At 70.7% G+C, this 20,292-nt stretch carries 17 protein-coding genes; 6 read left to right on the top strand and 11 right to left on the bottom strand.

The features are described 5' to 3' along the window. Window positions 1–138: 138 nt before the first annotated feature. The 3 genes from ACIBTU_RS08240 to ACIBTU_RS08230 all read right to left on the bottom strand — a co-directional run bounded on the left by ACIBTU_RS08240 (window position 139) and on the right by ACIBTU_RS08230 (window position 4,115). Window positions 139–672, bottom strand: coding sequence for a hypothetical protein (locus ACIBTU_RS08240; RefSeq protein ID WP_399125150.1), 534 nt, complete (start codon window positions 670–672; stop codon window positions 139–141). Between the two features lie 99 nt (window positions 673–771). Next, entirely contained in the window at window positions 772–3,297 is a 2,526-nt protein-coding gene (locus ACIBTU_RS08235; protein ID WP_399125149.1) for an FtsX-like permease family protein, read from the bottom strand. Continuing rightward, entirely contained in the window at window positions 3,297–4,115 is an 819-nt protein-coding gene (locus ACIBTU_RS08230) for an ABC transporter ATP-binding protein (protein ID WP_399125148.1), read from the bottom strand. Before ACIBTU_RS08230 ends, ACIBTU_RS08235 begins: the two co-directional genes overlap by 1 nt. A gap of 113 nt (window positions 4,116–4,228) precedes the next feature. On the opposite strand from ACIBTU_RS08230, the gene ACIBTU_RS08225 reads away from it, so the two are divergent. Beyond that, window positions 4,229–5,212, top strand: a complete 984-nt coding sequence (locus ACIBTU_RS08225; protein WP_399125147.1) for a helix-turn-helix transcriptional regulator — start codon at window positions 4,229–4,231, stop codon at window positions 5,210–5,212. A gap of 93 nt (window positions 5,213–5,305) precedes the next feature. On the opposite strand, the gene ACIBTU_RS08220 is transcribed toward ACIBTU_RS08225, so the two are convergent. After that, window positions 5,306–6,193 (bottom strand): helix-turn-helix transcriptional regulator, encoded by an 888-nt coding sequence (locus tag ACIBTU_RS08220; RefSeq protein WP_399125146.1) that lies wholly within the window; start codon window positions 6,191–6,193, stop codon window positions 5,306–5,308. 224 nt (window positions 6,194–6,417) lie between these two features. On the opposite strand from ACIBTU_RS08220, the gene ACIBTU_RS08215 reads away from it, so the two are divergent. The 3 genes from ACIBTU_RS08215 (at window position 6,418) to ACIBTU_RS08205 (ending at window position 8,097) form a co-directional block, all read left to right on the top strand. Further along, window positions 6,418–6,738, top strand: a complete 321-nt coding sequence (locus ACIBTU_RS08215) for a carboxymuconolactone decarboxylase family protein (RefSeq protein ID WP_399125145.1) — start codon at window positions 6,418–6,420, stop codon at window positions 6,736–6,738. 70 nt (window positions 6,739–6,808) lie between these two features. After that, window positions 6,809–7,243 (top strand): cupin domain-containing protein, encoded by a 435-nt coding sequence (locus tag ACIBTU_RS08210; protein ID WP_399125144.1) that lies wholly within the window; start codon window positions 6,809–6,811, stop codon window positions 7,241–7,243. After that, complete coding sequence (locus ACIBTU_RS08205; RefSeq protein ID WP_399125143.1) at window positions 7,240–8,097, top strand: aldo/keto reductase; 858 nt, start codon at window positions 7,240–7,242, stop codon at window positions 8,095–8,097. The genes ACIBTU_RS08210 and ACIBTU_RS08205 overlap by 4 nt, the downstream gene beginning before the upstream one ends. A gap of 37 nt (window positions 8,098–8,134) precedes the next feature. Here ACIBTU_RS08205 and ACIBTU_RS08200 read toward each other — a convergent pair whose 3' ends face one another. Continuing rightward, on the bottom strand, window positions 8,135–8,815 hold the full coding sequence (locus ACIBTU_RS08200) for a class I SAM-dependent methyltransferase (protein WP_399125142.1): 681 nt from the start codon (window positions 8,813–8,815) through the stop codon (window positions 8,135–8,137). 14 nt (window positions 8,816–8,829) lie between these two features. Continuing rightward, window positions 8,830–10,191, bottom strand: a complete 1,362-nt coding sequence (locus ACIBTU_RS08195; protein ID WP_399125141.1) for an MATE family efflux transporter — start codon at window positions 10,189–10,191, stop codon at window positions 8,830–8,832. 112 nt (window positions 10,192–10,303) lie between these two features. Between ACIBTU_RS08195 and ACIBTU_RS08190 the strand changes: the two genes are divergently transcribed. Both ACIBTU_RS08190 and ACIBTU_RS08185 read left to right on the top strand, forming a co-directional pair. Continuing rightward, a complete protein-coding gene (locus tag ACIBTU_RS08190; protein WP_399125140.1) occupies window positions 10,304–10,828 on the top strand; it encodes a PadR family transcriptional regulator in 525 nt (174 codons plus the stop codon). Window positions 10,829–11,078: 250 nt separating this feature from the next. Further along, a complete protein-coding gene (locus ACIBTU_RS08185) occupies window positions 11,079–13,376 on the top strand; it encodes a glycosyl hydrolase family 95 catalytic domain-containing protein (protein WP_399125139.1) in 2,298 nt (765 codons plus the stop codon). A gap of 87 nt (window positions 13,377–13,463) precedes the next feature. Here the strand turns inward: ACIBTU_RS08185 and ACIBTU_RS08180 are convergent, their stop codons facing one another. The 5 genes from ACIBTU_RS08180 to ACIBTU_RS08160 form a co-directional block, all read right to left on the bottom strand. Beyond that, window positions 13,464–14,732, bottom strand: a complete 1,269-nt coding sequence (locus ACIBTU_RS08180; protein ID WP_399125138.1) for an alginate lyase family protein — start codon at window positions 14,730–14,732, stop codon at window positions 13,464–13,466. Next, window positions 14,729–16,615 carry an alpha-L-fucosidase gene (locus ACIBTU_RS08175; protein ID WP_399125137.1) on the bottom strand — a complete coding sequence of 629 codons (1,887 nt, stop codon included), beginning with the start codon at window positions 16,613–16,615 and terminating at the stop codon, window positions 14,729–14,731. The genes ACIBTU_RS08180 and ACIBTU_RS08175 overlap by 4 nt, the downstream gene beginning before the upstream one ends. Window positions 16,616–16,714: 99 nt before the next feature. Next, window positions 16,715–18,475 carry a glycoside hydrolase family 36 protein gene (locus ACIBTU_RS08170; RefSeq protein ID WP_399125136.1) on the bottom strand — a complete coding sequence of 587 codons (1,761 nt, stop codon included), beginning with the start codon at window positions 18,473–18,475 and terminating at the stop codon, window positions 16,715–16,717. 45 nt (window positions 18,476–18,520) lie between these two features. Then, window positions 18,521–19,345 carry a carbohydrate ABC transporter permease gene (locus ACIBTU_RS08165; RefSeq protein ID WP_399125134.1) on the bottom strand — a complete coding sequence of 275 codons (825 nt, stop codon included), beginning with the start codon at window positions 19,343–19,345 and terminating at the stop codon, window positions 18,521–18,523. Next, window positions 19,342–20,292: a carbohydrate ABC transporter permease gene (locus tag ACIBTU_RS08160; RefSeq protein ID WP_399125133.1), complete on the bottom strand. Its 951-nt coding sequence runs from the start codon at window positions 20,290–20,292 to the stop codon at window positions 19,342–19,344. The genes ACIBTU_RS08165 and ACIBTU_RS08160 overlap by 4 nt, the downstream gene beginning before the upstream one ends.

Here is a 20,292-nt window from a genome sequence, read left to right as displayed (position 1 = left end):
GGAGCGGTGGTCCGCTGATGATCATTAGGACACAGCCTGCGCCTGTCCCGTTCCGATCCCGCACTGCTGAGACGTGTCCCTGACAGACCTGTTACACGCGGACCCGGCAGCTCCCGTGATACGCGTACCCCTCGAGTTCTACGTGGGATTGATGGTGTCGAAATACAGCCGGTCGCCGGCTGCGTCGAGGTAGAACCGCCCGCTGGTGAGCTCGCCCGGCTCGGGCCCCAGCAGGTGGGTGTCGTACGCCTTGCTGCTCATCCACCGGGCCTGCCCGGGCACGAACTCCCTCAGAGGCTGCGGCACAGAGGCAGGCGTTGCCGGGGTGAAGGCGTACGCGGGATCGCCCATCACCTTCGCGGCGCTCCCGGCCGGCAGGCGGACGATGCCCACGGCCCGGTACCGCGGGTCGGGGCTGGGCGGACCCAGCCGCCCCTCCCCCACGGCATCCCGGTCGTAGAGGAGCCAGTGCGGCTCGGACAGACGGCCCGCTTCACTGAATGCCTTCCGCAACGGTGCGACATCGGTGCGCACTCTCTTGTGGTCCGGCAGCGGTTCCGCCTTCAGTCCCTCACTGATCGCGTACGCGCCCCCGCCGACGGCCGCGACGGCACCTGCCGCGAGCCCTCGCGAGAGCCAGGCGCGCCGACTCGGCTCGAACGACCGCTTCATCAACCCCAACTCCCCGCATGCCGGGCCCCCTTGGCCGGGGGTCACCGGCGAGCGTATCCGCAAGGCCGCTTTCACCGGTCCCGGTGACCGGTCGCGCGCTCACTCCACCTGGGTCGGCGTCCCCGCCCCGCTTCGTTGCGCGGCACGGGCCGGCAGGGCGGTCGAGACGAGGGCCAGGAGCACGGCCGTCGCGATGACGACAAGGCTTGGCACGAGCGGCGCGTACGGTGTCGCGGCTCCGGTCATGCCCAGGCTGTACGCGGTCAGGGTCGCGCAGGCCACGGCCGCTCCCAGCGCGGTCGCGAGCACGGTGACCGTGAGCGTCTCCCAGCGGAGCATCGCGCGCAGTTGGCGGCCGGTCGTGCCGATCAGGCGCAGGAGTGCGAACTCGCGGCGCCGGGCGGACGTCGACATCACGAGGGTGTTGACCACGGCGATCGCGGTGAAGGCGATCACAAGCCCCATCGCGATGTAGTTGACCTGGGCCTGCGCGCCTTCCTGGGTGCGGCGTGCCGCTGCCACGGCGGTGCGGTCCAGGACGTGGACGGCGGGGAAGGGGCGTAGTGCGGTGGTGAGCGCCGAGCGGCTCGGCGCCCCGGCCACCAGGACCGAGGTGGAGAGCGGCTGGTCGACGTGCGCTGTCACCAGGCGGTGTGGGAGCAGCAGGTCGCCGAAGCCGAGGCCGCGTGCGTAGACGGCCGACACCTTGAGGTTTTTCTTGACGCCGTCGCCGAGTGTGACGGTGATGCGGTCGCCGACCCGCGCGTGCCGGGTACGGGCGGCCAGTTCGCTGAGTGCCACCGTTCTGTCGTCCATCGCGGTGAGTGTGCCCGCGGTGACCTGCGGGTCGAGGGTCCGGGCCAGACCCGGTGAACTCACTCCCTGGGCGGGGAACTTGTCCTGCCCGATCCGCACCGTGGTCGGGACGACCTCTGTCACTGTCGTCCCCGGCACCCGCTCGCGCACGGCCTGTGCGGCCACGGCCGGGACGCCGGGGCCCGTGGCGGCCAGGACGTAGGAGGCGCGCGTGCCGGACGCGGCCTGCTCGCCCGCCGCGTGACTCGATGTCGTCTGCGTGAACAGGATCGTCGAGGCCATCGCCACGGCCAGGCTCAAGGGGGTGACGACGGCCGCGACGCGGCGGGCGCCGGCCCGGGTGTTCCGTGCGGCGAGGAATCCGGAGGCCGGGGAGATCCGTTGGGCGATCCCGCCCGTCAGCCAGTTCGCGGACCGGGCGAGCGACGGGCCGAGCAGCGCGATCGCCGCGGCCGCGACGATCACCGACAGGAACGTCACCGGGGTGGCCGCCGCGTCGGTCTTCAGCCCGGACAGGACCACGACCAGGACGATGTACGCGACGGCGGTCAGGATGCCCGCGACGGTCCGGCCGGCGTGCGGCCGCTCCGCGCCGAGGGCCGCCGCAGTGAGCCCCTCCGTGGGGCGCATCCGGGCCGGCCCGCGGGCGGACACCCGCGCCGCACCCCACGCGGCGAGCAGCGTCGCGAGGACGGCGGCGACGGGCGGGAACGCGCTCACGGTGAGTTCCAGGGTGTCCGGAAGTGCTCCCACGGCCACGAACCGTCCGTGCATCCAGCGGGCCAGGAACAGCCCCGCGACCGCCCCGGGCGGCCCGGCCAGCAGCCCGACGCCCAGTGCCTCGCGTCCCACCATGCGCCGCAGCTGGCGCGGTGTGGCGCCGACGGCCCGCAGCAGGGCCAGTTCCCGGGCCCGCTGCTGGATCGACAGCGCGAAGGTCCCGGCCACCACCAGCAGGGCGACGAGCAGCGACGTACCGCCCATGGCGCCGCCCAGACTGATCAGGCTGACCCGCGCCTTGCCGGCGTCGATGAACTCGACGGGGCCTCGCTCGTCCCCCGACCGCACCTGAAGCGACGGTGTGCCGGACACCGCTTCGAGGGCCCGGGCGCGTACGTCGCTCACCGCGGCGCCGGGGACCGTGAGGAGGCCGAGCGCGGAGACCTGCCCCGGGTGTCCGGCCAGGCGCCGCGCCTGCTCCGTGCTGAAGAACAGCGTCGACTGGCGGGCCAGGGCGTCGCGCCCTGCCGGTGCGGCGATACCGACGACCTCGTACACGGAGGGGGCGCCGGTCGACTGGACGGTCACCTTCGCGCCGGTGCGCAGCCCGCTGCCGGCGTCGGCCACGATCTCGTCCGGCCCGGTCGGCGCCCGGCCGTCGCGCAGCGCGAACGGTGTGAGTCGCGCCGACTCCCAGGCGTGCCCCCACGACGCCCCTTCGGCGAGCGGGCCGCTGTCCGTCAACACATGGGCGGGGAAGGTGAGTTCGGGGACGACCGCGCGCACGCCGGGCACGGCGGCGAGCCGCTTGACCAGGGTGGGGTCGACGTCCGCCCAGGCCCGCTCGGTCAGCGGCTTGGACTTCTCCTTGGTCTTGCCCTTCTTGACCTTCGTCCAGTGCAGTTCCTGATCGGCCGTGACCAGTACGGGAGTTCCCGCGTACCGCTCGGTGGGAATCGTTCCGCGCAGGCCCGTGTCGAGCAGGGCTCCGCACGCCGTGACGAGGGCGGCGGCGAGCAGGAGCGCCACGAAGGCGCCGACGAAAGCGCCCTTGCGGGCCCGAAGCGTGCTCAGCGCGAGAGTCAGCATCACGCCCACGCTCCCAAACGGCTCATCCGGTCGGCGACCCGCTCCACGGTCGGCGCGGCCATCCGGTCGACGATCCGCCCGTCCGCGAGGAACAGCACCTGGTCCGCGTACGAGGCGGCCATCGGGTCGTGCGTGACCATCACGACGGTCTGGCCGAGGTCGTCCACGGTCCGGCGCAGCAGTCCGAGCACCTCCTTGGCGGTCATGGTGTCCAGCGCGCCGGTCGGCTCGTCGCCGAAGACGACGTCGGGCCGGGTGACCAGCGCGCGGGCGAGGGCCACCCGCTGCTGCTGGCCGCCGGAGAGTTCGGCGGGCCTGCGCCCGCCGCGTCCGGTGAGCCCCACCTGGTCGGTGATCCGTGCCAGCCAGTCCGGGTCGGCCCGGCGCCCGGCGAGGCGCAGCGGGAGGGTGATGTTCTGCTCGACCGTGAGCGACGGCATCAGGTTGTAGGCCTGGAAGACGAACCCGACACGGTCCCGGCGCATCCGGGTCAGCGCGGTCTCGTCGAGGGCCGTCAGGTCCTGGCCGCCGAGGGAGACGGTGCCGCCGCTGGGCCGGTCGAGCCCTGCTGCGCAGTGCAGGAACGTCGACTTGCCGGAGCCGGAGGGGCCCATCACGGCGGTGAAACTCCCCCGGGGGATGGCGAGATCGAGGCCGCGCAGCGCGTGCACCGCGCTCTCGCCGCGTCCGTACACCTTGCTCACGGCGTCGAGCCGGACCGCGGGGGCGGGCTCGCCGGAGCGGGAGCCGGAGCCGTCCGATGAAGCTGAGGATGCGGGCGCCGCCTTGCGGCCCGCCGAAGAGAAGATCCAGGGCATGTGTTCAGCCTGTTGTGCCGCTGATCACTGCGCTACGGTCAGAAAGGGCGGCCGCTGTCACCATGCTGCCAACGGGCAGGCCAGGGGGACCGGCTCCGGGGGGATTACCGAACATGAGCCTGACATCGGTCGGGGTGTCCGACGAACACCTGCGGCTCTACCGCTACTTCCTGCGCCATCCAGAGCGCGGGGCCGAGTCCGCCGGAGGGGCCCTCGGCTGGGACCGCGACACCGTCGACGAGGGGCTCGACGCGTTGCAGGAGCGGAATCTGATCCGGCTCTCCGAGCGGCACACGGTGCTGGTCTCCGATCCGGCGGTCGCGGTGGAGTGGCTGGTGGAACAGCGGTTGGGGGAACTCAAGTCCGCCACGGGCGAGGTGCTCGCCACCCGGGACGTGATCGCCACACTCATCGACGACCACAAGCAGGGCGCGGCCCGCTCCCCGAGCGACGACATCGAACGGGTCGACGGACCCGAGGCGATCCGCGAACGCCTCACCGACCTGGCCTTCTTCACCTTCCGCGAGCACATGTCGCTGCTCCCGACACCCTGGCGCCCCCACAGTATCGACGAGGCCCGCGCCTCGGACCTGAGGATGCTCCGCCGCGGCATCCGCTGGCGCACGGTCGCCACACCTCAGGCGCTCGCCGACCCCGCGACCCTCGCCTATCTCCGCGAACTGGAGTCGCTCGGCGGCGAGGTGCGCCGCACCGAGCAGGCGATCCGGCGCCTCGCGATCTGGGACCGCGGCGTCACGATGGTCCCTGTCGACCCCGACGACCACTACGAGTCGACGCTCATCGTGCGCCAGCCGGGCGTGGTGGCCAACACGGTGGCCTGGTTCGAGCAGGTCTGGGACTCCGGCCACGAGCTTCCTGCCGAGGACGACCTCGCGGTACGGGCACCGGTCCTGTCCGCTCTGGAGCACCGGGTCCTGCACGCGCTGACCCATGCGGACAAGGACGAGGTGGCGGCCCGCGAACTGGGCGTCTCTCTGCGGACGTTCCGCCGCTACGTGGCCGACATCATGCTGCGGCTCGGCGCGGCCAACCGCTTCCAGGCGGGGCTCCTCGCCAAGGAGCGGGGCTGGATCTGAGAAGTGAACTGCCTGACCGCGATCGTCGTGGTGTACCGGCCGGTGGCGGCGCGGGCGCGGGCGGTGACCGCCTCGATGCCTGCGCGGGACCGGTCAGGAGCGGGCCGGGTCTTCGGTGTGGGTCTGCCCGTGGTCGGTGGCGGCCCAGGAGGCGAGCAGGCGCAGGGCGTCGTGCTCGGGTGTGCCGGGTTCCGCGCTGTAGGCGGTGAGGGTGAGGCCCGGGTGAGCGGGTAGTTCCATGGCGTCGAAGTCGAGGGTGAGCACGCCGACGGCCGGGTGGCGGAAGGCTTTGCGGCCGGTGTGGTGCAGGCGCACGTTGTGCTTGGCCCATGCGGTGCGGAACTCGTCGCTGCGGGTGACGAGTTCACCGATCAGCCCGGTCAGTTCGGTGTCGCCGGGGGCTCGGCCGGCTTCGGTGCGCAGCAGGGAGACGGTGGTGTTGACGGAGGCGTTCCAGTCGGGGAAGAAGTCGCGGCTGCCGGGGTCGAGGAACTGGAAGCGGGCGATGTTCACGGGGCGGGCCGAGCCGGTGAACAGGGGTGCGTAGAGGGCGCGTCCGAGGGGGTTGACGGCGAGGATGTCGAGCCGGCCGTTGCGGATGAAGGCCGGGGCGTCGGTCATGGACTCCAGGACGCGGGTGAGGCTGGCCGGGACCGCGGTCTTGGACTTGTGGGCGCTGCGGCGGGGCGGACGCCGGCGCTGGGCGGCGGCCAGGTCGTGGAGGTGGGCGCGTTCGGCGTCGTCGAGCTGGAGTGCCTGACTGAGGGCGTCGAGGACTTCTTCGGAGGCACCGGCGAGCCGGCCGCGCTCCAGGCGGACGTAGTAGTCGACGCTGACACCGGCGAGCAGGGCGACTTCCTCGCGTCGCAGTCCGGGGACCCTGCGCTTGCCGCCGCCGAAGGAGGGCAGGCCGGCCTGCTCTGGAGTGATCTTGGCGCGGCGGGTGGCGAGGAACTCTCGGATCTCGTGGGCGGTGTCCATGCACTCCAGGCTAGGAGGAGTGGAGCACAGCTGGGAGGTTCTGCCGGTACCTGGAACGACAGTGCCTTCCGCACGCCCGTGAGCTGCGGTTTCCTCGGTGGTGTCAGCGGATGCGGCCCCGGTTCCGGACGGCGGACACCCCGCCCTGGGGTGCTCGCCCGCGCCGGGTGGCGACAGCGAAAGGCACCGCACCCCGTGTTCAATGCATTACAAGGAGTCACCTCATGGCGAAGCAGTCCGCGCCTCAGGCACTGGCCGGAATCGCGCCGAAGCTCGTCGAGCTCACCGACGAGGTCCTGTTCCAGGACGTGTGGGAGCGCCCCGGGCTCACCCCGCGTGACCGCAGCCTGGTCACCGTCAGTGTGCTGGCGGCCCTCTACCGCGGTGAGCAGCTGCCGTACCACCTGGGTGTGGCCCTGGAGAACGGGCTCACGGTGGAGGAGCTTTCCGAGGCGATCACACACCTGGCGTTCTACGCCGGATGGCCCAACGCGATGACCGCGATCACCCTGCTGAAGAAGATCGCGGACGAGCGCTCCGCCTGATCCCGGACGCGAACAGCAATCCGGCCCCGCACGATCGGCGCGGGGCAGTGAACCACAGCAAGGAATCAAGATGGCAGACAACGGATTCGACCAGATCTTCCCGCGCGGCGAGAAGAACGACGCGTTCGCGCAGTACTTCATCGGCCAGAGCTACCTGGCGCCGCTCGCCTCGGGCAGCGTTCCCGTCATGAACGTCTCCTTCGAGCCGAGTTGCCGCAACAACTGGCACATCCACCACGGTCAGGACGGCGGGGGGGACCAGATCCTGCTCTGCACGGCGGGCAGCGGCTGGTACCAGGCCGAAGGCGAGGACCCCGTCAGCATGGAGCCGGGAACGGTGATCCGCGTCCCGGCGGGCACGAAGCACTGGCACGGCGCGAAGGCCGACTCGTGGTTCTCCCATCTCGCCTACATCACCCCCGGCGAGAACGTCAGCAACGAATGGCTCGAGCCGGTCACCGACGAGGTGTACGGCACGCTGCCGAAGAACGGAGCGAACGCATGACCATCCTGGACGAGACCTACACCCTGGCAGGCGGCGTCGAGATCCCCAGGCTCGGGCTCGGCACCTGGTTCATCGACGACGACAAGGCGGCCGCCGCGGTCCGCGCGGCCGTGGAGATCGGCTACCGCAACATCGACACCGCCCAGGCGTACGGCAACGAGCGCGGCGTCGGCGAGGGCGTGCGCAGCGCCGCGGTCCCCCGCGAGCAGCTCTTCGTATCGACGAAACTCGCCGCCGAGATCAAGAACTACGACGAGGCGGTCGCCTCGATCGACGAGTCGCTGCACAAGCTCGGCGTCGAGTACATCGACCTGATGCTCATCCACAGCCCGCAGCCCTGGGACGACTTCCGCGGCGGCGACTACTCCGAGGGCAACCGCGCGGCATGGCGCGCTCTCGAAGAGGCACACCAGGCCGGCAGGATCCGCTCCATCGGTGTCTCCAACTTCCGGCGGCAGGACCTCGAGAACCTCCTCCAGGGCGCGACCGTCGTGCCGCACGTGAACCAGCTGCTCGTGCACGCCGGCAACACCCCGTCGCAGCTCCTGGACTACTGCGAGGCCCAGCAGATCCTCGTCGAGGCGTACTCGCCGATCGCACACGGCGCGATCCTGGACAACGCCGAGGTGAAGGAGATGGCCGAGCGATACGGCGTGTCCGTCCCGCAGCTGTGCATCCGCTACACCCTGCAACTGGACACGGTGTCACTGCCCAAGACGGCCAACCCCGACCACATGCGCTCCAACGCCCAGGTCGACTTCGAGATCTCGGACGCCGACATGGACACCCTGCGGGACCTGCGGGACGTGGACTACGGCGAGCACAGTGTGTTCCCCGTCTACAGCGGAAAGTGACACCGGACGAGCGCACCTCCACCGACGCTGGAGGGGCTCAGCGCAGCCGTCGCGCACGCAGCACCAGGTCGTCGGTGTGGTGTGCGCCGGCGCCGCCGTCGGGTGCCACGCGTGGGCGCTGCTCGTTCACCTCCACCTTCCAGTCGTCGGTGAACAGGGCGGCGACCATCGAGGGCCACACGTAGTCAGCCGGGTCGAAGCCGCTCTCGTGCGCCTCCTGGGTGTCCATCCCCGCGTGGTGGACGAGCAGCAGTACGCCGCCGGGCGCGACGGCCGCGAGCAGTGCTCGCTCGGCCGCGGCGTCGGGGGTGCGCAGCAGGGCTGGATACTGCGCGGAGACCAGGTCGAAGGAGGCCGGCGGGAGCGCCGCTTCCGTCAGCGCGGCGTGGACCCAGCGAACGGTGACGTCCGCGTCCCGCGCGTGCCCGGCCGCGCGCTCCAGCGCCACGCCCGAGACCTCGAGCGCCGTCACGTCCCAGCCGCCGCGCGCGAGCCAGACGGCGTCCGCGCCCTCGCCGCAGCCGACGTCGAGCACCCGCCCGGGCGTGAGCCCGGCAATCTCGGCCACCAGCGCACCGTTGGGTCGGCCGCTCCACAGCTGTTGCCGGTCGGCGTATCGGTTGTCCCACTCCGCCCGCACCGCGGGGTCTCCGACGTATCCGTCGCCGGGCAGGGAAGTGTCGGACGCGGGCGATCCCGCTGTGATGTCGTCGGTCATGCTCCCAAGGTCAGTCATCGTGGCCCGCTGACGCCACTCCTGTTGCCGCTCCGGCAAATCTGCGTCCGAGGGGCGAGGGGCAGCCGCCGGTACATCCTGGTGACAGCCGCGCACTGCAGGGCCATGGATGCCGCCATGGCCGCACAGATGCCGGGCAGCCCGGCCCCCGACAGGATGTGGGCGAGCGCCAGTTGAAGCAACACACCGCACGTGGTGATACGTGCGAGGGCGGGACTGTCACCGCTGCCTTCGAAGACACCGCCCAGCGCGATGAAGCAGGCGAGCAGGACCAGGTACGGCCCCAGAGACCGCAGGTAGAGGGTGCCGGCTTCGGCCACCGCACCTTCGCTGCCGAACGCCCGCATGACCCATGGTCCGGCGGAGAGCAGCGTCAGCGCGGCCGTGAGTCCCAGCGCCCCACCGAGCAGCAGCGCCTGCCGCCCGACGGCCCGTCGCTCGTCGCGCCCCGCACCGAGGAGGTGGGAGGTGCGGATGGCGGCGGCTTGGCGTACGGAGTAGAAGGCCATGGTCGCGACGTACATGGCCTTGGTCGCGATGCCGTAGGCGGCGACCTCGGTGACACCGATCCGCGCGACGATGGCGACGAGGGCGAGCGCACCCGTCATCCGCACGACGAAATCGGCGGACATGGGAAGCCCTGTCGCCGCTGCCCTTCGGGCGTCTGCGATGAGTGACCTGGTCCGCTCCGACGGCGCGGCGGCCGCCTGCCGCAGGACGGCATTGCGGCGGAGCGCGAGGAATCCGCAGGCCAGTGCGGCCGTCCGGCCCAGCACCGTGGCGATCGCGGCGCCACGGACCCCGAGGTCGAACCCGAGGATGAGCAACGGATCCAGCGCGAGAATCAGCCCGTTCGCGAGCAGGGCGAGTCTCATGGGGGTGCGGGTGTCGCCCGCGCCTTTGAGGATGCCGTCGATCACGTTGGTCGCGTAGAACACCGTGATCCCCGGCAGGGCGATCGAGAAGTAGGCGATGGCGAGAGGCAGCGAGCCGTCGTCGCTGCCGCCGAGTACGAGTCGGGCGAGCGGCTCGCGGCACAGGAACCCGCCTAGGGCGACGACAGGCGTGACGATCGCCCACAGGGTCCAGCCGCCGCGCACGGCGGAGCGCAACGCGGCCGGGTCCTCCGCGCCTCTGGCGCGCGCGACCAGCACGGTCATACCTGACCCGGCGACGAGGATGACACCGAGCAGCAGGTTCTCCAGGTTGGTGGCGACGGCCACCGCGGCGACAGCCTCCGCGCCGAGCCTCGCCACCCAGACCATGTTGATGATCCCGGCTGTGACGCCGGCGAGCAGTTCGAAGTAGACCGGATACGCCAAGGCCAGCAGCTTGCGCCGGTGCTCAGTCGCCCCCATGATCACGCCCCCTCTTTTCGCTGTACCTCGAATCGAGGCATAGCGAAAAGAGGTAGCATGCTCGCACCGAACGGGCAAGGGTCCGACTACGAACAGGAAGGGGTGCGGCCGCGTGCTGGAGCTGTCGATTCTGGGTTTCCTCTACGAGGAGCCCTTGCACGGTTACGAGTTGAAGGCCCGCATCCAGGGCCTCAGCGGGCACATTCGCCCGGTCAGCGACGGCGCCCTCTACCCGGCCATCACCCGGCTGACGAAGGCAGGCCTGATCGAGCAGCGCACCGAGCCCGGAACCGGTGCGGCACCCCGGCGGATCCTCTCCCTCACCGAGGCGGGCCGCGCCGACCTCCAGGCCAGGCTCCGGAACCCCAAGGAAGTCGAAATCACCGACGGGCAGCGCTTCTTCACGCTGCTCTCGTTCCTGCGCCATCTCCCCGACCGCGCAGACCAGGCCGCGGTCCTGCGCCGCCGGCAGGACTTCCTCACCACTCCGGCGAGCTTCTTCTACCGCGACGGCGAGCCGGTGCGCGCCGAGGAGGCGCCGGATCTCTTCCGCCAGGGCATGCTGCGCATCGCCCGCGCCACGGGGACCGAGGAGAAGCAGTGGCTGACCGAGGCGATCGCGACGCTGGAGGACTGAGACCGGGGTCCGACCGACTCATCTACGAGTGATCCGATCAGGTTCGAGGATGGGGAATGGTCCAGCTCTGTAAGTTGCCGTAAATACGGGCAAACCGACCGCAGGACTTCCCACACCCTCCGATGTCTGCGGCATTTGTGACACCGAAAGTCACGCGCGAGGCCTTCCGGTGCGCGCGGGGTGCGGGCACTATGCGGGGTGCACGAATTCATGGACCGGAACAACTGTCACGTATCTGACCGGAGTTCGTATGCCCCGCCTCACCCGCAGACACTTCATCGCCGCCACCACGGTCACAGCCACGATCGCGACCTGGAACGTGGCGTCCCCCACCGCGTGGGCGGCCGCCTCGGAACAACCGGGCTCTGATCCGTACGAGCGGACCGCGCGCGCCGCGGCCATGAACTGGCGGCGTCTGCCGACCGGTTGGCAGGACGCCCCGTTTCTCGCCAACGGCCGCCTCGGCGCCCAGCTCTACCAGGGCAGCACGGCCAACACCCTCAAACTCATGCTCAGCCACACCGAGGTGCAGGACCAGCGCGGCCAATGGCGGGGCGGGATCGGCTTCTCCCGCCTCCCCATCGGCTACTTCACGCTCACCCTCGCCGGCGACGTCACGGCCGTCGACTGGACCCTCGACCCGTACGACGCCGAACTGCGCGGCACCGTCACCACCACCCGCGGCAGCCTCACGCTCACGGCCCTCGTGCACAACGACACCTCGACGCTGCTCGTCTCGACCCGGCCCAGCCCGGGCGAGGAGGCCGCGGCCTGGACGTTCCAGTGGCTCCGCGCGGCGACCACCCGCACCTCCGGCAAGCCCGCGGACTACACGCCGAACCCGGACCCCGCGGTCACCGACTCCCACGTCCAGCAACCGCTGATCGCGGGCGGCGGCTGGACCACGGCCTGGCGCGAGCGCCGCGCCGGGACGGGCCGGCTGCTCGCCGCCCATGTGGCGTACCGGCCGTCGGGCGACGTGTCGGACACCACCCGGGCCGCACACGACCAGGTCGACCGCGCCCTGACCACCGACCAGGACGAGCAGGTCGGGCGCCACCGCCGCTGGTGGCACCGCTACTACCGGCGCAGCCTCCTGTCGGTCCCCGACAAGCGCCTCCAGGCCTTCTACGTCCTGCAGCTCTACAAACTCGCCGCCTCCACCCGCGCGGGCGGCCCGACGATCTCCGAGTGGGGCCCGTGGTTCCCCGAGGTCGGCAACAACTGGACGGCCGTGTGGTGGAACCTGAACGTCCAGATCGGCATGGCGCCGATCCACGGCTCCAACCACCTCGAACTCGACTCGGTCACCAGCACGTTCGCCGCGTACGAGAAGAACCTGCCCACGTCGGTCCCGGCCGCGTACCGGGACGGCGAGAGCTACGCGCTCGGCCATCCCTCGGACTGGCAGCTGAGGGCGGGCGACACCTACGACGTCGGCGCCCCGGGCAGCGACCATGTCTCCGACAACTTCGGCAATCTCACCTGGGCGATGCACAACGTCTGGCAGACCTACGCCCACACCCAGGACACGTCGATCCTGCGGGACACGCTCTTCCCCGTCCTCACGAACGCCATCAACTTCTACGCCCACTTCCTCCACGACGGGCCCGACGGCAAGCTCCACCTCCTTCAGACCCGCTCCCCCGAGTACGCCAATGCCGAGGACTGCACCTACGACCTGTCCCTGATCCGCTGGGGCGCCCGCACCCTGCTGGAGACGGCCCGCATCCTGCGCACGGACCACCCCAAGGCGCCCCTCTGGCGGAACATCTCCGACCGCCTGACCCCGTACACGGAGGACCCGGCGGCCGGCGTGATGATCGGCAAGGACGTCCCGCTGGCCGACTCCCACCGCCACCACTCGCACCTGCTGTGGCTCTACCCGCTCCGCGAACGGAGCTGGGACAGCCCGGCCGACCGCGACGTGATGGCCCGCAGCATGGCCCACTGGGTCTCGATGCAGCAGCTCTGGCACGGCTACAGCTATGCGACGGCGTCCTCGATGTACTCCGTCATGGGCGAGCCCGAGAAGGCCCTCGACTACCTGACCTTCTTCACCGACCTCGGCGTCGTCGCGGACTGCGCGATGACCCCGAACACCATGTACCGCGAAGGCAGGAACTTCGCCCTGGAGAGCCCCCTCTCGGCCGCCCAGTCGATGCTCGACATGGCCGTGCAGAGCCACCGGGGCGTCCTGAAGGTGTTCCCGTCGGTCTCGGACCGATGGCCGGACGCGTCGTTCGCGTCCCTGCGCACCCAGGGCGCGTTCCTGGTGGACGCGGACCGCGAGGCGGGCCGCACCCGCTCCGTCCGGGTCCGTAGCGAGGCGGGCGCCCCGCTGACGCTGGAGCACGGCATACGGGGAGACATCTCCGTACGGGACGACAAGGGCAGGCAGCTGTACTGGCGGGAGACGGCCCCCGGTCGCATCTCGATCAGGCTCCCGCGCGGGGCCACGGCGCTGATCACACCGGAGGGTGCGACCGCGGTCGCACCCCGCGATGTCCCGTCACTGGGAGACTGGAAAGGGTGGGGACTCCCCTAGAGCGTGACCGGGTGTCCGAGTGTTCGGGGTGTGCGAGTGTTCGGGGTGTGCGCTCTGACGCCGGTCAGAGCGCACACGATGCGTCCCTCACCCCGCGATGGAGTCCAGCTGTTCGGCTGCCGGGCGCAGCGTCCACAGGTCACCGCCGGGCGGCGCCTGAAGCTGCGGGACGGCCGCCTTCGCCGCCTCGTCGCCCGCGTCGGCGGCAGCCTGCACGACGTCGCTCGCCGCGAACCGCAGGAATTCCAGTTCCGGGTGCGGCCAGGGCGCCGCGCCGGTCGCGGCGGGCAACAGGTAGTTCACGGCCTTGAACAGGCTCTGCCCGTCGGGTCCCTGATAGCCCCACAGGTCGACGCCGACATGGCGCCCGATGTCGGCGAGGCGCGTGTAGGCGACCAGGTCGAACGTCGAGTAGTGCCAGCTCCGCGTCCGGCCCAGCTCCTGCGGCTGGCTGCCGTCGGCGGCGATCTGCGCGTCGATACGCCTGGCGCGCGCGTCGAGGACGGTCCGGCGGGCGAGCCGCAGATCGCCGGTGGCATACGCGAGGGCGGCTACCTGCATGTCGTAGAAGGTGCCGTGGTTGTTCTCCGCCGCGCCCTCCTGCTTGCCGAAGTCACTGTTCACGAGCCAGTGGAGGAAGTCCTTGTTCCACTGGTTCATGCCCGCGCGGTCCGCCGGCGACCAGCCGGGCGCGTCTCCCGCGAGCAGGGCCACGGCGTCGACGACGCTGGTGTACGACTGCGAGAAGTCGATGATGCCGATGGCGCGGCCGTCGTACTTGCAGGGGATGAACTGGGCGTGGTCCAGGTTCGGGTTCATCTTCGTGTCCGGGGCGAGGAACCAGGTGCGCAGGACCTGCCCGGCCTTGACGGCGTACTCCTTCTTGCCCGTGTAGTACCAGGCGAGCGCCAGGTCGTAGGTCGAGTCGAAGACCTTCTCCACGTCCTGCCGGTCGGTGCCGGTGTCGACCTCGGGGTTGCGCTGCCCGTCCTTCTGCACGTACGGGCAGCCCCACGGATTCCCGGCGGTGGGCTGCGTCGAGGGCCACCAGTACGGGGCCTGGCTCAGGTAGTCGTGGACATCGCCTCCGGGTGCCGGCTTCGGCTTGTCGACGACCGTCCACGGGCCCTGATCCAGCCAGCGGTCGGCGCGGTCCTCCAGCGCTTGAACAGTGCGGCGCAGTTCCGGGTCGCCTCGGTCGAGACGCAGCTTCGTCCGCAGCAGCCGGGTCCCGTCCAGGACGGCGGTGCGCGGGGCCCCGGAGGCCGTGTCCTGCGCGGACACGGACACTGTCGTCCCAGCGGTGCAGGCGACGAGTGCGGCGATGAAGGCGACGATCCGCATGCGGGCGCTCATCGCTCCTCCTCGGTCTCGGACCGTGTGTGTCCCGGGCTGTGGCCCACGGGCTGGTTCCAGCCGACGGAGATCTCGTCGATCTTCAGCTGGTTGTGGAACTTGGTGACGGTCGGGGCCGCCCAGATGCTGTCCACCTCGATCCGGATGTACCGCGTGGTGGTGTCCAGGTCGATGTAGCGGGTGCCGCGGGCGCTCTCCATGACGCCCGTGCGCACCGGCTCGCCCCAGTGTTCGCCGTCGTCGCTGACGTAGACCTTGTAGTCCTTGATCCGGGCCGAGTCCTCCTTGCGGCCGAACGATTCGCGGTTGTAGGTGGGTGACCATTCGGTCTGGTCGATGCCCACGTAACTCGCCTTCTTGACGGCGCCGAGGTCGAGGGTGACGGACACCGGCACCTGGGCGCCGGAGTCCCAGATCGTCGTCCGGTCGCCGTCGGTCAGCTGCGCCGCCGGGTAGCCGTCCCGCGAGGACGTGGCGGTGGCCTGCACCGAACCGGGCGCGTACAGGCCCTGCTTGTGGCTCAGTGTCTCCACCGTGAAGACGGTGTCGTACGCATCCCAGTCCTGGATGCCGTGCAGGGTGACGCTGCCGTCGCGCTGGTCGAAGGCGATGCGCCGGCCGGTGCGCAGGTCGGTGATCCGCTCGACCTTGTGGCCGTTGTCGCGGAGCCGGACGTCGTCCGTGCCGGTGGGCCGGGTCGTGACGTGGATGTACTGGCGCGTCGGGTCGGTCCTGCTCACGGTGGTGTAGCCGTACGCTCCGTCGTTCCATGCGCCCGGTCGCAGCCCGCCGTAGAGGTAGCCACCGCCCTCGACGCCCTGCACCGACTCCTTGATCGGGTCGAGATACCGGTCGAACGTGTCGACGAAGGCTTCCTGCTTCGGCGGGAATCTGCCGTTCACCTGTGCCTGGAAGTCCATCAGGGACTTGTAGGAGGTGCCGGCGTTGGCGACGTAGCGGCGGATGTTGAGCGCGGTGTCGACCGGGCGGTCCTGGCCGTCGTACCACCAGGCGCCGCTGGAGGGCACCTTGTAGCAGGACTCCGTCAGGCGCGGCATCGGCGTCCAGTACGCGGCCGGCATGTCGTAGTCGGGGGTCATGCCGGTCTTCTGCTCGTTGGACACGGTGTCCATGATCGGCGTGTCCTCGTTGTTGTTGCTCAGCAGCATGTCGGGGCGCTGCTCACGGATCTGCTCGTAGAGGTGGTGGCTCTCCCAGTACTCGTTGTCGTTGTCGATCCAGAAGCCGGCGAGGTCCTTGTAGCGGTGCATGACCTCGAAGAAGTTGTCGTAGCTGAACTCGCCGAACCCGGGGCGGGTCGTCAGGTCCACGTCCTTGCCCTTGTACGCGGAGTACGCGGCGGAGTCGAGGGACTCCGGGCCCAGGACGTCGTGCCACTGCGGGTCGTCCGTCATGTAGAGGATGACCTTGATGCCCTGCGCCTTCGCCGCGTCGACGAGCTCTCCGAGGATGTCGCGGCGCGTGGAGCAGCTGCCGGGGATCGTCGAGGGCCAGGGGCGGGCGTAGCCGAGGCGGCTGTGGAAGGTGGCGAGGACGATGTAGGAGCCGTGCAGCTTCTTGGTCTGGTCGACCCAGTAGTCGGGGTTCCAGCCGCTGTCGTCGACGGCCTGCTGCCAGGACTCGCAGTCATAGTGCTCGGGCTTGGTGTACATGCCCCAGTGCAGGAAAAGGCCGCCGGACGCGGCGCGCAGCCAGTCCTGGCGCGGGTGGTACATCCCGGGAACGGACGTGTCGCCGATCGTGGTGGGCGCGGTGGCGGCCGGGGCCGATGACGGGGTGAACAGGAGCGGACCGAGCAGGGCAAGCAGGGCTGCCCACAGGACGGCGGCCAGTCGTGGGCGGTGGAGGGTTCTGCGTCTCATGGCGAGCGGTTCCTTCCGTGACGGTGGACGGATGGACGGTCGGTTCGCTGAGCTGGTGCTCGTGTTGGTGCCCGGCCTCAGCGCACAGCGGAGGGGGTCTCAGTGGTGCGCGGCGAGCAGGGACAGCAGGCCTGAGCGGGGCACCTTCAGCGCCACCGGCCCGTCGAGGCTGCGGACCCATGATCCGGTCACCCTGCCGCGTGCGTCGTAGGCGGTGATCCCGGCCTCCACCGGGCCGCCCTGCACGACACAGACGAGCCCGTCGGTGCCGGTGGCGTTGACGAGGTCGGCTTGAGGGTGGCGGCGCAGGTCCAGGGTGACGGGGCGGTCCGCATGGACGACGGCCACCTGGTGGCGGCCCGCGTGTGCGCGCACGACGGGGTACAGCTCGTCCGGGCGCCCCGGCTCCCACTCCCCGTCGACGAGCACGGGTGCGAGCCGCTTCCACTGGCGTAGCCAGAAGGCGACCGTTTCGCGCTGATCACTCGTCAGTCTCTCGAGCAGACACGACAGTTGGGGCACGGCGTGCAGGACCGAGAGGATCTGCCGGGCGGCCCACTCCGGTTCCCCTTCGGGGTCCCACATCAGCATGTCGGAGTGGACCGCTCCGCCGGTCGCGGTGAGCGCCGCGTCGATGGTGCGGACCCGGTTCGCCGTCGCGTCGGCGGGGCAGTCTGTGGCGCGCAGCAGGTTCCCGTACGCGCTCATCCCGGGGCCGAGGTACGGCTGGCGCAGCTCGATGAGGGGGCCGGCGGGGCACAGTTCGACGAGGGCGTCGCGGATGCAGCCGAGCAGGGTGGCCATGGCCGTCGTCACGCCGGCTCCGCCGTCGCCCGCGTACACGGTGGCGTCGTCGAGAAAGTCCAGCTTGAGTCCGTCCAGCCCGTGATCGGCCACGAGACGGGTACACACATCGACCACGTGCGCCCGCACCTCGGGGTGCCGCGGGTCGAGGACATGCGCTCCGGGCGCGGTGGGACTCGGGACGGGGGCGTACTTGGACAGCCGGTCCCACTGGGGCGACGCGGGTCCGAGCAGCAGAGGGCCGAGCCAGGCGATGTACGCCAAGCCGAGGTCGCGCACGGTCCGCACGTGTCCCGCCAGGTCGGGGAACTTCTCCGTGTCGACCGTCCAGTCCCCCGCCCAGGCGTATCCGCGCTCCTTGCCGCCGCGCTGCCAGCCGTCGTCGAGGATGACCAGGCCGCAGCCCAGGTCCTTGGCGAGCCGGGCTTCGCGTTCGACTCCCTGCGCCGTGACCTGCTGGCCGAACGAGTACCAGGTGGAATAGGCCGGGGTGCGTCCCGCCGCGGGCAGCGGGAGCGGGGCCGTCGGCGCGGTCGCCACCAGGTGGCGCCGCACCCCGCGCAGCGCGGCCGCGGGCGAGCCACTGCGCGGGGCGAGGATCAAGGTGAACGGCTCGCCGCTCGAGGCCAGTTCGAGGTGTGCGACGAACCGCTTGTGCTGCTCGGAGACGCCGAACACGGTGCGGATCTCGGCGCTCTGGTCCTCGGCGGCGAAGGTCAGCAGGGTCGCGCCCGATGTCTCGTAGAGACAGCCGATGGCCGCGCCCCGCACCAAGGACGTGTCCAGCGCGCCCGCCCAGTCGGGTGGCAGGGCGCGCTGCCACCCGCAGTCCGGGTACCAGTAGCCGACGGCGTCGCGCAGCGGTGTGGAGAGCCGGATCTCCACGGCGGCCCCCTCGGGCGCGGTCACGTCCAGGGCGTGCAGGCCGCCGGGCAGCGCGCGCACGGCGGGCGCGCGGGACACGCCGTCGATCAGGACGGCGGCCCGGACCTGGTCGAGGAGCCGGTAGGAGCGGGCCGGCGGTCGCTCCGCCGTGGTGACCGCGTTGGACGTCACGTCACAACCTTTCGAGTACAGCGCGAGCGGGGACAGGAGCGAGGGTCAGCCCTTGGTGGCGCCACCGGTGAGGCCCTTCACGAACTGCTTCTGCAGCGCGAGGTACAGGACGAGGACCGGGAGTGTGGCCAGCAGCATCAGCCCGAAGACCGTGCCGAAGTCGGCCTGGTACTGGCCGATGGCGCGGTAGATGCCGGTCGTCACGGTGGTGCCGGAGCTGGGGCCGAGGATGATCAGGGGGTTGAGGAAGTCGTTCCAGATCCATACGCCGAAGAAGATGACGGAGCTGGCGGTGGCCGGCCGCAGCAGCGGGAAGACGATCTGCCAGAACGTGCGGAACCAGCCGGCCCCGTCGATCGCCGCGGCCTGTTCCAGTTCCACGGGGACGCCCTTGACGAATCCGGCGAAGACGAAGACCCCGAAGGGTACGTAGTAGCCGACGTTGAACAGGACGAGTCCCTGCACGGTCGCCATCAGGTCGAAGGTGCGCAGCACCTGGGTGAGGGGCAGCAGGATGACCTGCGGCGGGATCATCAGGCCGCACAGCAGGACCAGCGTGGCGACCGTTCCCCAGCGTGAGGAGGTGCGGGCCAGGTAGTGGCCGAGCATGGCGGACAGGACCGTCAGCACGATCACCGAGAGGGTGGTGACGACCAGGCTGTTGGTGAGGCTGACCCAGAAGAGATGGTCGGGCCGCGAGGTGACCTTGACGATGTTGTCGAGGGTCGGTGGCAGCGGCAGGTTCGCGGGGTGCGGGGCGATGTCGGGGCCGCTCTTGAAGGCGTTGGCGAGGACCACGTACAGCGGCACGGCGAAGAAGCAGCCGAGCACGGTGACGGCCAGGGGGCGCAGCCAGGGTGTCCTGGTCACAGTTCCACCTCCCGGCGTCGCAGGACCCGCAGGACGAGCGTGGACGCCGTCGCGACGATCACGAGCATGACGACGGCCATCGCGCAGGCGTAGCCCTGCCGGTTCGCGGTGAACCCGGTCTGCAGGATCACCAGGGAGAGCGTCGCGGTGGTGCCCGATCCCGGACCGCCTCCGGTGATCACCTGGATGTGGTCGTACGCCTTGAAGGCAGTGATGAGCAGGACGACGGTGTTCACCGTCAGGGCCGGTGCGAGCAGCGGCCAGGTGACGTGCCGGAACCGGGTGACGGGCCCCGCCCCGTCGATGGACGCCGCCTCCAGGAGTTCACCCGGTACGGACTGCAGGCCGGCGAGGTACACCACGACGCAGAAGCCGAGCATCTGCCAGGCCATGATCACGCCGAGCGAGTAGAGCGCGAGGGACGGGTCGGAGAGCCAGCCGACGGGGTCGACGCCCACCCAGCCGAGGGCCTGGTTGACGACGCCGTCGTCGGCGAGGAGCCGGGTCCACACGACGGAGACGACGACCGAGCTGAGGACGACGGGGACGAAGAACACGGCGCGCCAGGCGTTGTAGAACCAGCCTTTGCGGTCGAGCAGCACGGCGATGCCGAGGCCCGCGACGTTCGGCAGGACGACGAGCATCACCGTCAGCTGCACGGTGACTTTGAGTGCCTGGAGGAACTCCTCGTCCTGGAACAGGAGGCGGTAGTTGCGCAGGCCGGTGAACTCGGTCGGCGGGCTGAACGGGTTGTAGTTCGTGAGGCTGTAGCCGACGCTCAGCAGGACGGGCGCCAGGACGAAGCACGCGTAGACCAGCATCCCGGGGGCGCCGAAGACGGCGAACCGGCCGAGCGCGGAGCGGAGCCTTCGGCGGCGCCCCGGGCGAGCGGTGTCCGCAGGGGCCGACACCTTCGCCCGTGGGCGCAGTTGCGTGTGGGTCGCCAT

This window comes from Streptomyces sp. NPDC050145 (genome assembly GCF_044460245.1).
Classification (GTDB): Bacteria; Actinomycetota; Actinomycetes; order Streptomycetales; family Streptomycetaceae; genus Streptomyces.
Note: the sequence above shows the minus strand (reverse complement) of the source record. Positions and strands in the feature narration are given on the sequence as shown.

What these genes read in the sequence shown, in the direction of transcription:
- ACIBTU_RS08240 (WP_399125150.1), bottom strand. Translation starts at nt 672, where the DNA reads ATGAAGCGGTCGTTCGAGCCGAGTCGGCGCGCCTGGCTCTCGCGAGGG.
- ACIBTU_RS08235 (WP_399125149.1), bottom strand. Translation starts at nt 3,297, where the DNA reads ATGCTGACTCTCGCGCTGAGCACGCTTCGGGCCCGCAAGGGCGCTTTC.
- ACIBTU_RS08230 (WP_399125148.1), bottom strand. Translation starts at nt 4,115, where the DNA reads ATGCCCTGGATCTTCTCTTCGGCGGGCCGCAAGGCGGCGCCCGCATCC.
- ACIBTU_RS08225 (WP_399125147.1), top strand. Translation starts at nt 4,229, where the DNA reads ATGAGCCTGACATCGGTCGGGGTGTCCGACGAACACCTGCGGCTCTAC.
- ACIBTU_RS08220 (WP_399125146.1), bottom strand. Translation starts at nt 6,193, where the DNA reads ATGGACACCGCCCACGAGATCCGAGAGTTCCTCGCCACCCGCCGCGCC.
- ACIBTU_RS08215 (WP_399125145.1), top strand. Translation starts at nt 6,418, where the DNA reads ATGGCGAAGCAGTCCGCGCCTCAGGCACTGGCCGGAATCGCGCCGAAG.
- ACIBTU_RS08210 (WP_399125144.1), top strand. Translation starts at nt 6,809, where the DNA reads ATGGCAGACAACGGATTCGACCAGATCTTCCCGCGCGGCGAGAAGAAC.
- ACIBTU_RS08205 (WP_399125143.1), top strand. Translation starts at nt 7,240, where the DNA reads ATGACCATCCTGGACGAGACCTACACCCTGGCAGGCGGCGTCGAGATC.
- ACIBTU_RS08200 (WP_399125142.1), bottom strand. Translation starts at nt 8,815, where the DNA reads ATGACCGACGACATCACAGCGGGATCGCCCGCGTCCGACACTTCCCTG.
- ACIBTU_RS08195 (WP_399125141.1), bottom strand. Translation starts at nt 10,191, where the DNA reads ATGGGGGCGACTGAGCACCGGCGCAAGCTGCTGGCCTTGGCGTATCCG.
- ACIBTU_RS08185 (WP_399125139.1), top strand. Translation starts at nt 11,079, where the DNA reads ATGCCCCGCCTCACCCGCAGACACTTCATCGCCGCCACCACGGTCACA.
- ACIBTU_RS08180 (WP_399125138.1), bottom strand. Translation starts at nt 14,732, where the DNA reads ATGAGCGCCCGCATGCGGATCGTCGCCTTCATCGCCGCACTCGTCGCC.
- ACIBTU_RS08175 (WP_399125137.1), bottom strand. Translation starts at nt 16,615, where the DNA reads ATGAGACGCAGAACCCTCCACCGCCCACGACTGGCCGCCGTCCTGTGG.
- ACIBTU_RS08160 (WP_399125133.1), bottom strand. Translation starts at nt 20,292, where the DNA reads ATGGCGACCCACACGCAACTGCGCCCACGGGCGAAGGTGTCGGCCCCT.